Below are 15,103 nucleotides of genomic sequence, written 5' to 3'. Positions count from 1 at the left end.
TTAAAATGCGTGCAATTTTAATACATACATTTGGTTAACCGAATATAATAAACCTTTTTATGCTTGTATGAGAAACAAATTACTTGCGCTGTTAATTGCGTTAATCCCCCTGTTTGCCCAGGCTTGTCAAAAAAATAAAGCGGGCGATGATTCCATCAAAGTAAACCTAAGTGGAAGTAAGGTAAAATATTTTAAGAACCCGATTATAGATGGTGATCATGCAGACCCTTTTGTAGCGCAAAAGGATGGTAGTTATTATTTCCTTTCCACCAGGGGCAACCGCATTACTATCTTAAAAACCAAGGCCATGTCGCAACTCGTTGCGGCCAACGAAATAACAGTATGGACTCCGCCACAGCATACAGACCATTCGGCCGATATCTGGGCACCGGAGTTGCATTTTCTTTCGGGGAAATGGTATATCTATTTCGCTGCTGCCCAAAGCGATGTTAACGATAGTAACCGCATGTTTGTATTGGAAAATGATAGTGCTGACCTTACACTGGGTACGTGGGCATTCAAAGGCAGGATATTTGACCAGGCAAATGATCAGTGGGCTATTGACGGCTCCATCGTTACCATAGGCGATAAAAACTATTTTATATGGTCTGGATGGGAAAATATGAATGAGAAATACAAACAATATATCTTCATCGCTCCAATGTCCAATCCATGGACGTTGAGCGGGCCCAGGGTAAAAATATCATCGCCAACCAATGATTGGGAAAGATGGGAGCCAACCTTTTTAGGGGCCGGTGTTAACGAAGGGCCTATCGCCTTACAACGCGATAAACAAAGCCCCTTATTTATTATTTTTTCGGCCAGCCGATATAGCAGCGATAATTACTGCATGGCTCAGATCCAGTTGGCAGCTGGCAGCAATCCGCTGATTGCCGGCAATTGGATTAACAAGAAACCTATTTTTGAGAAAAGTGATGAAATTTCGGTTTACGGACCGGGGCATAATGGCTTTTTCACTAGCAGCGGTACAAATGATAAAGGCGCTATCGAAACCGAGAACTGGTTTATTTACCATGCCCGATCCCTTCCGGGCAAGCCTGACCAGCCGCGAACAGTACGCATACAAAAATTGACCTGGAATACGGATGGTTCTCCTAATTTCGGAAGACCTATTAGCACCGGTATTGACATAGCGCGCCCGATAGGCGAGTAACACCAGCGACTCCAGGTAGGATCCAAGGCTCATTATCAATACAATTACTGTGCGCTGTAAAAAGAGCAAGATCACCTGCTCCATGCCCAGTTTTTAAGGCTCAATCATGGACGGAGACATTTCAAAATAAAAATCTTAAAAAACAATTATGAGAAAACTTTTATATAAAAACAGAGAAAGCATTTACCCGCTCGTCGGTTTATGTGTTTTACTCATCAGCATCATGACGGCTATTTGCTTGCCGGCAAAGGCTGCAATTAACCACGATGCTCATAGTCATTACATAGCCACTGGCCACATGGCATCTAAAAACATTGAAGTGCGTGGTACTGTTACCGATACCAGTGGCGTAGGCTTACCAGGCGTTTCTGTTACCATTAAAGGACGCAGCGGCTACGGTGCCTTAACCGACGTTAATGGCGGATATATGGTCAAAGTACCCGAAGATGCCACACTGGTTTACAGTATGATGGGCTTCCTGAGTCAGGAAGTGCCAGTACGCTCGAGAGAGTTTATCGCCATAAAGCTTAAACAAAATATAGACCTGCTTGAGGATGTGGTGGTGGTGGGCTATGGTACGCAGCAAAAAAACAATGTTACTGGTGCGCTGACATCGGTATCGTCTAAAGAGCTACTGCGCACCCCAACAGCCAGTCTGACCAACAGTCTTGCCGGCCGCCTGCCTGGTTTAATAACCATGCAAAGCAGCGGCGAACCCGGTGCAGATGGATCCGCTTTGTATATCCGCGGTTTTGGCACCTATCAGGGTAAAAGCCCGCTGATACTGGTTGATGGTATTGAGAATGGTATTGATGGGATTGATGCGAATGATGTAGAGACTGTTAGCGTATTGAAGGATGCAGCAGCAACTGCCGTTTACGGGATGAAGGGTGCTAACGGTGTTGTGCTGGTTACTACTAAAAGAGGGAAAACCGGTAAACCGGTCATTTCATTAACTGTGCAAACAGCGGCACAACAACCCTTCAACGTACCTGAATACCTCGATTCATACAATGCTTTAACTTTGTTTCGCGAGGCGTTAAATAACGATGGTTTGAACGCTAACCTTTATACAGATGAATATATCAATAAGTTCCGCGACCGCAGCAATCCAACTTATCAATATTTGTATCCAAATGTTGACTGGACAAAAGAACTGATCAAACCCTATTCCATCATGACCCAGAGTAACCTTAATGTAAATGGTGGTTCGTCAACAGCAAGATATTTTGTGTCAATGGGCTATTTAAAACAGGACGGTTTATACAAGTACGATGACCTGAACGCGTACAACATTAATGCGGTAATGAACAAGTACAATTTCCGGAGTAACATTGATATTGACCTTACCACTTTGCTAAAGCTGGAATTAAACCTTTCAGATATCGTACGCGACAGGAATTATCCTACGGAAACTGCGGGTGCTTTCTGGAGCGAGATACGCAATACGCCATCATACCTATATCCTTTAACCAACCCTAATGGTTCGGTACCTGGCCAGAAAGATTCGCCGGCAAACCCATTTGGCCGTTTGACACAATTTGGATATGGCCGCTTCTTTGAAAACACGCTAAGCTCGATTGTCGGCTTCACGCTGAAAATGCCTTTTATTACCGAGGGTTTAAGCTTCAGGACGCGTTTTGCCTACGATGCACAAAACGTTCGTAACATCACCCGGCAGCGCAATTACTCTACGTACCGCTTTATCATCGATGAAAAAGAAACTGACCTTAGTAAAGGGAGATATGAAGAGTTAACTACTGGCGATGGACTGCTTGGATTTAAGGTCGACGCAAATGGCAGCCGCAGGTCAACACTGGAGGCTTATTTGAACTACGACAGGACCTTTAAGCAAAAACATGCGGTATCAGGCATGTTGCGTTACAACCAGTCGCAAAGTTTCCTGGCGACCAATACTGACAATGGCGCTATTGCTGCACTACCTTACAAGCAATTGGGCTTAGTAGGCCGGGCGAATTACGCGTATGACAGGCGATATGTCGTAGAGTTTGATGCGGGTTACAACGGTTCAGAAAACTTTATGCAAGGTCGCCGCATGGGTTTCTTCCCTGCAGCATCGGTAGGGTGGATATTGTCAAACGAGAAATTCCTGAAAAATTCTAAATATTTAAACCTGTTGAAATTCAGAGGTTCTTACGGTATCATTGGTGTTGATAATAGCGTTGGCCGCTTTGCTTATTTGAGCACCTGGCAAACCGGTAACGGAAGTGGTTATCAGTTTGGTGCTGCAGCTGACGGAGATAGCTATCCCGGTGCTCAGGAAAGTGCTAGCGGTAACTCATTTCTTACCTGGGAGAAGTCCAAAAAAGCCAACATAGGAATTGACCTTGAATTATTTAAAGGTGAAATTGCTTTCACGGCAGATGTCTTTAAAGAAAGGCGTTCGCAGATCTTAACTACTGCTTCCATTATCCCTGATGTTAGTGGTGTACAAAATCTACCATCCATCAATGCAGGTATTGTAGATAACAAAGGTTTTGAAGGTGAGCTTACCTGGCGCAAACGTTTTGGCAATCATAACCTGATGATACGTGGCTCATATTCTTATGCGACCAACCGCATACAATATGCGGCAGAGCCGGTTTATGCTTTGGCTTACCGGGGATTGAAGGGTACCCAGATTAACGAAGCTTATGGTCTTACCGCCCTGGGTTTATTCAGAGATAAGACTGATATTGATACCAGTCCGAAGCAACAGTTTGGCACTGTACGTCCTGGTGACATCAAATATCTTGACCGCAATGGTGATGGTGTGATCAACAGTCAGGATGAGGGATACCTGGGCCAGGTTACTACGCCGAAATCCATCATGGGCATAACCCTTTCCTACACCTATAAAAATTTTGATTTTAACGTATTGTTTCAAGGTGCCACAGGTGGCAAGTTATGGTTAAACGGTACATCGGCCTGGGCTTTCTCCAGCAACAGTTCGGTGCTCGCCGATTACTTAACCGGCCGCTGGACGACTGAAAACCCTGACCCTGATGCACAATGGCCAAGGCTTGCGTCGTCAAACAACATAAATAATAATCAAAATTCAACCTTTTGGCTAAGGTCATCAAATTATCTGCGCCTAAAAAATGCCGAGATAGGTTATACCCTCCCAAAAGCATGGGTTAAACGCATAGGCCTGTCAAACATCCGCACGTTTGCAAATAGCTCCAACATCTACACCTGGTCTAAGATGAAGATTTTTGATCCGGAACGGACCAATGGCTTTGGCGACTATCCGCAAATGCGGGTAATAAATTTAGGATTAAACGTTTCAATGTAACCCCATGAAAAAGATATATACTTTACTTTTAGCAACATTATTAATTAGCAACACGTCCTGCAAAAAATACCTGGATGTGGTACCTTCCGAATACTCCAGCGAAAATGATGTTTTTAACAATATCAATCTGGCTGAACAAGCGCTTGCCCGTCTTTACAATGCCTTACCAAACGAGCTAACAGCCTACTATACTGCCGCCACTGATGAAAGCTATCACCATTGGTTTGATAATGGCGAGGCCATAGATGCCTATAAATATAACCTGGGCAGCTGGAGTGTTAATGATAACCCACTGGGCAACTGGTCTGGCAAATACCAGGACATCAGGCGCGCAAATATTTTCATTGCTCGGATTGATGGAGTGCCTGTACCGCTTGATAGAGAGAGCTACTACGCTATCTGGAAACCGCGATATAAAGCCGAAGCCCGTTTTGTGCGTGCACAATTCTACTTTGAATTATTTAAGCGCTATGGTGCTGTGCCTTTAATTACCACCGCCAAAGATGTAAATCCTGATAAACTGGAAGATACACAGGTAGCGCGTAACGCTGTAGATGAAGTAGTAAATTTCATTAGTACTGAATGTGATGCGATTGCTGCGGTTTTACCTTCTACCCAGGATGCCGCGCAAACCGGACGTATTACTAAAGGTGCCGCATTGGCTTTAAAAGCAAGGACACTTTTATATGCTGCCAGTCCGCTGTTTAATGGAAACCCACTTTATGCAGGTATAAGGAATAAAGATGGCAAATCCCTTTTCAATCCATCATACGATAGAGAAAAATGGAAACAAGCTGCGGATGCTGCAAAGGCCGTAATAGACTTGAATATTTATAGCCTGTATAGCCCTAACCCAAGTAATCCTGTACAAAACTATGCTGCGCAATTTTACACCCGCGATTACTCAGAGACTATCCTGCCAAGAATTATAGGTAACTCTACAGACATAGATGGTAATTATCTACCTAACGGAGCCCCATTTAAAGGAAATGGTAAGTTGACTCCGTTACAGCAGCTGATTGATGCTTATGAAATGAAAAATGGTTATCCTATTAATATTACAGGCTCAGGCTATACCACCTCAGGTTTCTGGAACGGACAACTTTGGGATGGCCTTAAATTTCAGGATGTAACTAATATCTCAAACATGTATAAAGACCGCGATCCGCGTTTTTATGCAAGTATTTTTTTTCAGTATGATGTTTGGCGCTTTGATGCTACAAAACGCCCTGTAAGATTGGCATGGTTCGGATCGGGTAACGGAATCACCGATGGCTGGGCTACTGGTAAGCCGGGTACTAACCCATGGGGATATAACATAAGGAAGTTTTTATCGCCTGCTTATGACCGCAATGCTAATTCAGGTACAGGAACAAGAAATTTCCCTATTTTCCGCCTTGCAGAGATCTATCTGAACTATGCCGAAGCGATGAACGAATACCGTGATACACCAGATCAATCGGTTTACCAATATCTTAACCAGGTTCGTGCACGAGTATCGATGCCTGGGCTGCCTATCCTGCCTGATGATCAAACAAAAGCAGGTATGCGCAAGCGTATACAGAATGAGCGCCGGGTTGAGCTTGCTTTTGAAAGCCACCGTTTTTGGGATGTAAGACGATGGATGATTGCTGAAGCCGTAGATAATGCACCCGCATTCGGCTTAAATGCACGCCCGTCTGCAGCTGAATTACAAGCTACAGGCCTCAACGAGAGTAGTGAAGCAGCTGGCGTAGCAGTATTCTACAAAACGGTAACGCTACAGAATCGTGTATTTGCCGATAAGCATTATCTAATGCCTATACCTCAAACGGAGATTGATAAGGATCCAAATCTTGTACAAAATTATGGATGGTAGTTGCCAGTGTAACCCTCCTGTAACTCCTAATATCGAACTGTAAAAGATGCGAAAATTCGTAACTTTTACAGTTCGATTTTTAAGAGGGGTACAACATTACTAGCAGTCCCTGCATCTGAGCCGAAAAACTTAGTCATACACTTAAAACATCCCATGCTATATAATTCTGCCAGGTTCATAACTGGGGGACACCACGGATGATACGCTATTGTTTTGTGAAGAATTTTTGTTAAATAAAACATACTTTGATTTTGCCACCCCTTGTCTTTTTATATCATTTAGATGCTCTTTTTGCTATGTTTGTTGAGTTTATACTTTCATTGACCCGTAGCTATTCTTGTATTCGGCTGATGTATAGATTCTTCTGCCAGAGCAATACATCATCATAGAACCGGTGAAATTTGCATTATCGTCTGTATTTAATAATTGAATCCTATTTAACTCAGCAACAGGAACAGATCGAATAATATTAGCTTCTGAACGTATTATTTTCAGAACCTGCTTTAGTTCGGCGATTAAAATAATAAATTTACAAGAAGAATATTTTATTACGCCAAAATTCACTCTGCCGTTGTGAAAATATTCATTAGTAAACATTAGTACCAAATTGAATGTCATTATTATCAATCGCCAAACCTCAGCTAAATAAAGCTTTTGTATATTGATTTTGACGCTACACTGTAATTAATCCGAGCACCATAAAACTAAATTAAATATGTAACATTTGATTTGTTGTTATAGTTACATCTTGTTGATTAATAATGGATAACGATACCCGTACAGTGCTTGTTTACGCAAGGGGATTTGCTGATAGCAAGGTTTCGCACGAAACCTTACATGCCATGGGTTTATATCATACCTTCGATAATGACAGCGAATTCACCTTTGAAATAAATAAAACAGATAACATCATGGATTATTCAGACATTCCATCGAATCCTGTTGTAATACCAGTTAATACACTATATCATTGGCAATGGAGCCGAATATGGCTTAAAGCAACTAAAATATAAGCATATGAAATACATTATTTTTATCGGTTTAGCCTTCATACTGAATAGTTGTGATGCCCAAAGCGAGAAGACGAAAAAACCGCAACCCGTAAAACACAGCAATTTAGTCAAACAACACTCATACAGCCAATTACTAAAGAATAAAAAAATGGAACACTTTGACATAAAAAAATTTGATGCCCATAAAGATGAGTCTCAAAATTATAAATATACTTTAGAAGATGGGAGTGTGGTAGAAGAGTATACAGGACTTAATAATCATGAATACATGAGAGACATTACTAAAAAAAAGTCTTTGTTTACTACTAATTTAGTATTTGATCCGTCAGGTAATTTAAAGACAAAAGGACAAACATTTAAAAATACTACTGAATTAGGTATTTGGACTGACTACGATGAAAAGGGCAATCTAATTAAAACCACAGATACGGATAAGCCTTTCATCATAACTTTTGAAGATATTGCTAAATTTTGCGAAGAGAGGAAAGCTGATTTGTATGCCTACAGTACCACAATTGACCGATTCTACGACCAATCAACAAAAGTATGTACCTGGACTGTAAAGTATACAGGAGAATATGAAGGTACTGTTGGTAACTACTCAATAGATATAGATGGTAAAACAGGAGATATACTTCGGGTAATACAAACATTTGGAAAGCATGGAGAACATAAGACGATTTATGATAAAAAACTAAGTGGCGCCAGGAAAGTAGGTGTAAATAAGGGTGGCAAAATGGGACAGACAACGGAGATAAAGGTTTTTGGAGTAGCTTACTTGAATAATCATGGCGCAAAAAATTACTGAAGGTGCATTAGTGCAATGCGATAAAGAAGTAAAACCGAGTAAGCTAAAGGTTAGTAGTCAAGATTTTTGTCATGCTGAGGATAAATTGATAGCTACTGAAGAAGATAAACAAGCAGAAGTCAATGTACCTAATTTTGGGATCTGTGCTGTTACAAGAAGTAAATGTGTGCCTTCAATTATAAAATGGGGTAATCCTACTTCAAAAGATGAGATTAATGGTTTTAAGATACTAACTGAAGCTTCCACTTGCCAATGTGCTGTTGGTGGTAAAATAGTGGTGCAACACAAAGGGCATAATGAAAAACACGATGCATCGTAGATTATCGTTGTGAATTATAACTGAAAGCGACCTTATTGCAAAGACTTCATTCAAAAATATTGACTTTTTAAAACAAATCTTTACTTTACAAAAGTCCGGTTTTACGGGGAGAGGTCACTATCTAATAGGCGTACATGAATTTTTTCATACTTTAGGTCTTCCTGATCTAGAAGATAACGGCCTTGAAAATAGGCTAATGTATCATCTTGGTAAAGTGGGGAGCAATGTCACGAATAATGAAAGAGCAATAATGAACAAGTTTATTATGTATGATATAAGAGATATGACAAAAGGATCTTATTCAAATCCGGGGAATAATATGGTTAATCAATTGAGAACCTTTTTAAACGATAAATCCAATGGTTTCAAATATAATAAGGCTAAGTTTAGGTAGTTTCACAATTTGTTTGTTTTTGTCCTCTTGTAACAGTCAGGAATCAAAGCATATTAAGGATGTCACGTATACTAAAAATGACACCTGTAGACTAGATTTATCAAAGGGCGAAGCTGTTATATTAAAGCTTGGTGAATGTCGTTACTGCCATTTGATTAATGATGTCCCAAGGTTTAAAAAAAATATTCCAATTTTTAAAGAACTGGCCGCTTTCGATAGCTTAAAGTTGAGTAATTTCATATTTGTAGGTAAACATAATGGGATGTACAAAAAGGTGTTTCCGCAGGTTGTTAAAAGGGTTGACAGTTTAGATGATTGCCAGAAGCAAAACTTAATTCATTTCATTAAGGATGCCGGTCTAAATCAACTAGTACACTGATGTTATATTAAAGCAATAAGAGGCAGTATCCATTAAACTGTGTAAATGAAATTTGGGGTTAGTGTATTAGATCTTAACCCTTACATCAAAAATAGCAATGAACTGGTGTTCATAATTAAATTTGAACGAAATATAATGGATTCCTCCAAAGCATCTAATTACTCACAAACTTTACTTATTTTTCAAAATATTTTAATAAGGAATGAAAAATTGGGAAGATTTAAAGAATATTTTAGTAGAATTCAGGAATGAGAGAGATTGGGAGCGGTTTCATAACCCTAAAGATTTAGCTTTAGCACTATCTATAGAAGTGTCTGAGTTAAATGAACTTTTTCTATGGAAGAAATCGGAAGAAGCGGATGTAGAGAAAATCAAAGATGAATTGGCTGATGTATTTGCGTATGCAATCTTGCTTGCTGAAAAGTACAATCTGGATATTAACGAAATCGTTTCCAATAAAGTCCTGAAAAATGCAGAGAAATATCCTGTAGATAAAGCCAAAGGAACATCTAAAAAATATAACGAACTATGAGGTTATACGCTGGTTCGTCAACGAACTTCATCGCACTTAATGTAAATAATCAAATTGCAGGTTTACTGGAGACTGAATTCTTAAAGCAATTTGGCTACAAAGCACAGATTAATGAGGTCATGTCGTGGAGGAATTCTCTTTTTCGCCTGTCTGATATATTAGAGCGTGCAAATCTTACTGATCAGGGTATAATGGTTGAATACAAGCTCCCTTTAAGTGGAAAACGTATTGATGTGATCATTTGCGGTAAAGACAAATATCAAAAACGGAATGCTGTAATTATCGAACTCAAACAATGAGAGAAATGCGCATTGTATGCATCCGCCCAGAGCCATCTATGATCGTATAGTATCCCTTTTTAATTTTGTTCCAGACATAAAAATTAGAGAATGGATACGACAAGAAACAATTTACACGCACAAATGTATGCTCATTATTGCAACTGGGAGGCTAGCGGACAGAGTCAGATAGGTTATTGCAATTCTGAGGGCCTATCTTTTTTCAAGTTTAACTACTGGGTGCGCAAACTACGCAGTGAGGCCAAGCCCATCACACCATCAGCTTCCGGCTTTGTCGCTGTAGAAGTAGCGCCTTCAGGCATGCCTATTTTCGAAATCAGCCATAAAAATGGTCACCGGATCAGTTTTTACCAGACCATTGAGGTTAGTTTTATTAAGGAACTTCTGGGCTGATGCTTTCCCTTTCATCAGCCTATCATTATTACATTTACCGGGGGATTACCGATTTCCGTTGCGGCATGGACTCCTTGAGTGGGATCGTGCGCAGAGAACTTGAGCGGGATCCGCTGAGCGGTGATATTTATATCTTTTTCAACCGCAGACGTAATCAGGTCAAGCTGCTCCACTTTGAAGGGGATGGTTTTGCCCTTTACCAGAAACGTCTGGAACGTGGCACCTATGAACTGCCTTCTGGTACCAGCCAGGACAGTATCCGTTTAAGTAGCGAAGCCCTGCTGCTGATCTTGCGGGGCATCCGGCTGGACAGTGTTCGTCGGCGCAAAAGATATTCGCTGGCTGGGCAGGGTTAAGTTTTCCATAGCGGAATTAGCTCGTGTCATAACGGAGCACTTCTGTGCCATTTTAAAGATATCTTTTGGGCAGTAGGCTACTGTTTTCAAAGGTTTTCCACAATACTGGTTCAGCTGGGGTGGAGAACAAAATCTGTTCTGTTATTGCACTTTATTCCAGGGTTGTTATTTTTGTGCTGTGGGAGAAGTGATCGACTATAAAAAGCTATATGAGGACAGCCAGCGCGAGAAAGCCGTACTGGAAAGAAACTATGCGTTTGAAAAAAACTCCTGGGATCAGCAGCGGGCAGAGTTAATGGCCAGTCTGGACAAGTTGCGCAGGCAGCTGTTCGGCATCAGCGCTGATAACCGCGTTAAACTTGCCCTCCCCGGTCAGATGGAGCTATTCACCCTGGAAGCGCCCGTAGCGGTGGTAGAACAGGCAGCAGAGGAGTTGGGCAAAGAGATCAAAGCTGGGCAGAAAGAAGACAAGGCACCACGGACAGCAAAACGTATGGTGTTGCCTGCCCACCTGGAACGCAGGGAAGTGATCATTGATCCACAAGGCGATTTAAGTGATTACAAACTCATCGGTAGTGAGCAGACTGAGGTACTGGTTATCGAACCGATCAGGATGTGGGTGAAATGTATCATTCGTCGCAAATGGGCACTTAAAGATAGCCACGATGTCACCAAGCCGGGTATTCTGGAAGCACTTGCTCCCTCAAGAACAGTAAAAAGAGGTCTGTTCGACGAATCTGTACTGGCTTTTCTTTTGATCAGCAAATATATTTATCACCTACCATTGTACCGGATCCGGCAAATGTTTGCCAGGGAAGGCATTCCCATATCAGCTTCCACCTTATCAGATAATGTGACGGTAGTCTGCAAAGCACTTCAGCCTATTTATAATGCGTTAAAAAAAGAAGTACTGGGAAGTTTATACCTGCAGTCTGATGAAACTACTTATAAGGTGCTTCAGGGAGGCAAAAAAGGCAGTTGTCATAACGGTTATATGTGGGCTTTTCATTCCCCACCCTCGGGATTGCTCTTCTTTCAATACTGTAATAGCCGTGAACATGTGCATCCAAAAAAGATGTTGCAGGACTTCCATGGTGTACTGCAAACTGACGGATACCCGGCATATGGAACGGCATTGGCAGGAAATGAGCGGGTAAAACAGCTTTTCTGCATGTGTCATATCCGCCGAAAATTCGACGAGTCTGCTGATAACGACCTGCCCAGGGCAAAACACGCTGTCCAGGAGATCGCAGCAATGTATGCGATAGAAAAGCATATTAGGGAGGCATCACCGGCTATGGCAGAGGATGCCATTGTACAACTAAGGCTCAAAGAAGTGAAACCGATATTAGAAAGAATGAAGCTGTGGATGATAGCAGAGTATCCTAAAGTATTGCCCAAAAGTCCGATTGGAAAGGCTATGGCATATGCACTTAAACTTTGGGACAATATGCATTATTATACTTTACATGGCCATTTACAATTAGACACCAATAGTATTGAGAATGCCATGAGACCAATCGCGCTTGGTCGGCGTAACCACTTGTTCAGCGGAACACATGATACAGCCCAGAATGCAGCTATGGTATATTCGCTCTTTGCTACCTGCAAAAAGCATGGTGTATATCCGCAAAATTGGATAACTGATGTGCTTTACAAAATCAATGACCCAGAATATGAAGGGAAATATAGCGATCTCATGCCGCAACGCTGGAAAAACTCCCAGATGTAAACAGTTATAGAATAGTGGAGGGCATAGCCCGTATGCATACTGCGCATTAACAGATTACGATAGTGATTATGTTGTAACTTGGGTAGGAGGAGGTAATAAATCTGTGTTACATCCAAGCGTACAGGTAGGTAATTATATGTACTACCTACAGGATAATAGTACGGTGTTCTATGACGGTGATCATCCAGTAGGACTTTCAGCCATTAAGCTCAGCGAATCAAAGTGCACCTCGATCATCAGTTAATTTGAAAAAGTTGATCTGCCCATTTTCATCTCCGTGGGCACTCTCAAAGAGTTTCTGGTGGGCATCTACCTGATTAGTTCCGAGCGGTTTGAACAGAATGTCAAAGAGAATCTCATGCGGTTTTTTATCGACCACCAACATTCGGACAATTCGGTATTGCTAGTAAATCGGGTGGGGACCGGTAATCCTATAACTTAATGCTATTTTTTAATCAAAAATAGATCCAAAATCATCTATTTTAACCTCTTTCTTTTATCTTTGCAAAAAAAAACACTCTCAAATGGCATCAAATATCGATAGATATAAATCAGACCTGGATAAACTGCTCAAGCTTGGCAAAGACCTGTTTTATACCATGCAAAATTCCGTTTTCCCAAAAGAGACGATTGAACATCTCAAATCAACCATGAAATCTGATGAAGAAGTCGCTGAATATATCAAACAATTGCCCAACTTCAAAACCACCTATCAGCGCTGGTATTCTGAATCGATTGTTTTAATCAAACAGATCTTACCCGACCGCCTTCAGGACTTCATCAAATATTACGAAAAGCCAAAAGGCAGAAAGCTTTTGGAATTTGAAAATTATACCATTGAAGATTATCTACAGGGTAATTTCAGAAATTCGAGCTACACCAATGCCACCAGTGTAAGCGTGTCTGCCGCCATCCCCCAGTTCCAACAGCAGCTCAGCATTCTGCGGTCCATCAAGGGACGCTTTGAAAGTACCCTTTTTGATATCCGTCAGCTGGTACATGCGGATTTTCTGGATTCGGAACTTGCTGTTGCAAAAGAACTATTAAAACACAAATTTGCACGTGCAGCAGGCGCAGTTGCTGGTGTCGTGCTCGAAAAACACCTTTTTCAGGTTATTTCCGACCGTAAAATCGCGATAAAGAAAAACCCATCAATCAATGACCTCAATGAAGCCCTTAAGAAAAGCGGCGTGATCGATACTCCGCAATGGCGGTCCATCCAGCTTCTTGGCGACCTTAGGAACAAATGCAGCCACAGCAAAGCAAGTGAGCCCACAGCCGAAGATGTTGAAGATTTGATTGCAGGCGTTGATAAGACTATCAAAACTGTTTTTTAACCCCATTACATCCTTGTCCCATTTCCGGATCAAACATTTGAATAAGAAATGAGATTGAATTAAGCCAAGTGCCGCCACGACCGACCCCAGGACTTTTAGTCTTAATGTTTTTCGTATAGGTTTCTATCAGACTAGGTTAGTAGGGAGTAAAGTGGGAGGGGGAGACTGCGAACTGGAAATAAACGCCAAATTTGTCAGTTATATTTATCTTGGAGAAACGAAGTGTTTAAGTCATACTCATAATTGCAAACTGATGTTTATTTCGATTTTGCCGAAGACATCCCAAAAAAATAAAGTCATAGCCTACTTCCAGCAATTCATTGGGCCTAAATTATTAAATTGCAGCTCAGGTAACCTGAACTAATGCTGTTACGAAATCTGTTAAATCCCGAATATAAACCGCTCGGAAATGAAAGAAATAAAAGACATCGACCTGCCAAGCATCATTGTCGAAGCCCGAAAAGTTGCCGCTTATGGCGATGAGAACCTTGCCCAGCTCGCTGGTCGGTGCCCTGAAAAACAGCTTCTTCAGGACTATTACCTGGGCATGATCAGACGCCAGGTGATTCTGCTCAACGATATTGCCACGCTGCTTGAACATACGACCCATCACAACATTACCGGTGTTTTTGTACTCTGCCGCTGTCTGCTGGACGATTTCCTTCATGTTTTTTACTTCAAGCTCGATGTGGATGAACAGGAAGCTATAATAGCCCTCAATGCTGATGTACACCGACAAGCATTTCTTGCCCTTCGCATCCTTGTGGATTCCAACCACAAACATTTTGAAGGCAAGTATCCCTACTACCAAACCATTGAAGAGTTTGAAGCATTAATCGAAAACTTTAAGCACCGAGCGGAAAACGAAGTTTTCTTTTTCGATAAAGACAGGTTCCGTTTTAAACGGTTCAAAACCTTAACCGAAATTGCCACAAGCATCACGGATTTTGAACTCAGTAAGCTCAGCCAACGTGCCTATTATTCCTGGAAGGATACCTCCGAATTTGTACATTATTCCAATGCAACATTTGAAAGGGAACTGACCAGAGAGGACGATGATCATAACCTGAAAGCGATCGAAGAGGTCATCCTTTACGCCTATAACACCATCGAGCTATCCTTCCGTTATTTTACCAAGCGGGAAAGGCTGGAACTTCTGGTGGATGAGGAGCTGAAAGAGCGCTATGCCATCAAATACAGTAATAACTAAAAAA

Annotated in this window: 13 protein-coding genes; all 13 read left to right on the top strand. The window is 41.4% G+C overall.

From position 1 onward, the window contains the following. Positions 1-67 precede the first annotated feature (67 nt). The 13 genes from AY601_RS10045 (at position 68) to AY601_RS09970 (ending at position 15,099) form a co-directional block, all read left to right on the top strand. Positions 68-1,174, top strand: a complete 1,107-nt coding sequence (locus tag AY601_RS10045) for a family 43 glycosylhydrolase (protein WP_068400078.1) — start codon at positions 68-70, stop codon at positions 1,172-1,174. Positions 1,175-1,322: 148 nt separating this feature from the next. Beyond that, positions 1,323-4,469 carry a SusC/RagA family TonB-linked outer membrane protein gene (locus tag AY601_RS10040; RefSeq protein WP_084359191.1) on the top strand — a complete coding sequence of 1,049 codons (3,147 nt, stop codon included), beginning with the start codon at positions 1,323-1,325 and terminating at the stop codon, positions 4,467-4,469. Between the two features lie 4 nt (positions 4,470-4,473). Continuing rightward, positions 4,474-6,327 carry a RagB/SusD family nutrient uptake outer membrane protein gene (locus tag AY601_RS10035; protein ID WP_068400073.1) on the top strand — a complete coding sequence of 618 codons (1,854 nt, stop codon included), beginning with the start codon at positions 4,474-4,476 and terminating at the stop codon, positions 6,325-6,327. Positions 6,328-7,088: 761 nt separating this feature from the next. Continuing rightward, a complete protein-coding gene (locus AY601_RS10025) occupies positions 7,089-7,340 on the top strand; it encodes a hypothetical protein (RefSeq protein ID WP_068400068.1) in 252 nt (83 codons plus the stop codon). Between the two features lie 4 nt (positions 7,341-7,344). Then, positions 7,345-8,148 (top strand): hypothetical protein, encoded by an 804-nt coding sequence (locus AY601_RS10020; RefSeq protein ID WP_068400065.1) that lies wholly within the window; start codon positions 7,345-7,347, stop codon positions 8,146-8,148. Continuing rightward, positions 8,129-8,467 carry a DUF4280 domain-containing protein gene (locus AY601_RS10015; protein WP_068400062.1) on the top strand — a complete coding sequence of 113 codons (339 nt, stop codon included), beginning with the start codon at positions 8,129-8,131 and terminating at the stop codon, positions 8,465-8,467. The genes AY601_RS10020 and AY601_RS10015 overlap by 20 nt, the downstream gene beginning before the upstream one ends. A 975-nt stretch (positions 8,468-9,442) precedes the next feature. Continuing rightward, entirely contained in the window at positions 9,443-9,772 is a 330-nt protein-coding gene (locus AY601_RS10000) for a nucleotide pyrophosphohydrolase (RefSeq protein ID WP_068400053.1), read from the top strand. Next, entirely contained in the window at positions 9,769-10,071 is a 303-nt protein-coding gene (locus AY601_RS09995) for a hypothetical protein (protein WP_068400050.1), read from the top strand. The genes AY601_RS10000 and AY601_RS09995 overlap by 4 nt, the downstream gene beginning before the upstream one ends. A 90-nt stretch (positions 10,072-10,161) precedes the next feature. Next, entirely contained in the window at positions 10,162-10,464 is a 303-nt protein-coding gene (gene tnpA / locus AY601_RS09990; protein ID WP_157287832.1) for an IS66 family insertion sequence element accessory protein TnpA, read from the top strand. Beyond that, a complete protein-coding gene (gene tnpB, locus AY601_RS09985; protein WP_068400042.1) occupies positions 10,464-10,820 on the top strand; it encodes an IS66 family insertion sequence element accessory protein TnpB in 357 nt (118 codons plus the stop codon). The genes tnpA and tnpB overlap by 1 nt, the downstream gene beginning before the upstream one ends. A 178-nt stretch (positions 10,821-10,998) precedes the next feature. Continuing rightward, complete coding sequence (gene tnpC, locus AY601_RS09980) at positions 10,999-12,552, top strand: IS66 family transposase (protein ID WP_068400039.1); 1,554 nt, start codon at positions 10,999-11,001, stop codon at positions 12,550-12,552. Positions 12,553-13,076: 524 nt separating this feature from the next. Then, on the top strand, positions 13,077-13,889 hold the full coding sequence (locus AY601_RS09975) for a hypothetical protein (protein WP_068400036.1): 813 nt from the start codon (positions 13,077-13,079) through the stop codon (positions 13,887-13,889). Positions 13,890-14,298: 409 nt separating this feature from the next. Further along, the gene (locus tag AY601_RS09970) at positions 14,299-15,099 is read left to right on the top strand and encodes a DUF5677 domain-containing protein (RefSeq protein WP_068400033.1); all 801 of its coding nucleotides are present in this window, start codon (positions 14,299-14,301) and stop codon (positions 15,097-15,099) included. The last annotated feature ends 4 nt before the right edge of the window (positions 15,100-15,103 follow it).

The sequence above is a fragment of the Pedobacter cryoconitis genome (genome assembly GCF_001590605.1).
Lineage (GTDB): Bacteria > Bacteroidota > Bacteroidia > Sphingobacteriales > Sphingobacteriaceae > Pedobacter > Pedobacter cryoconitis_A.
The sequence above is the reverse complement of the archived record's forward strand: the minus strand, read 5'-3'. Positions and strand labels throughout refer to the sequence as shown.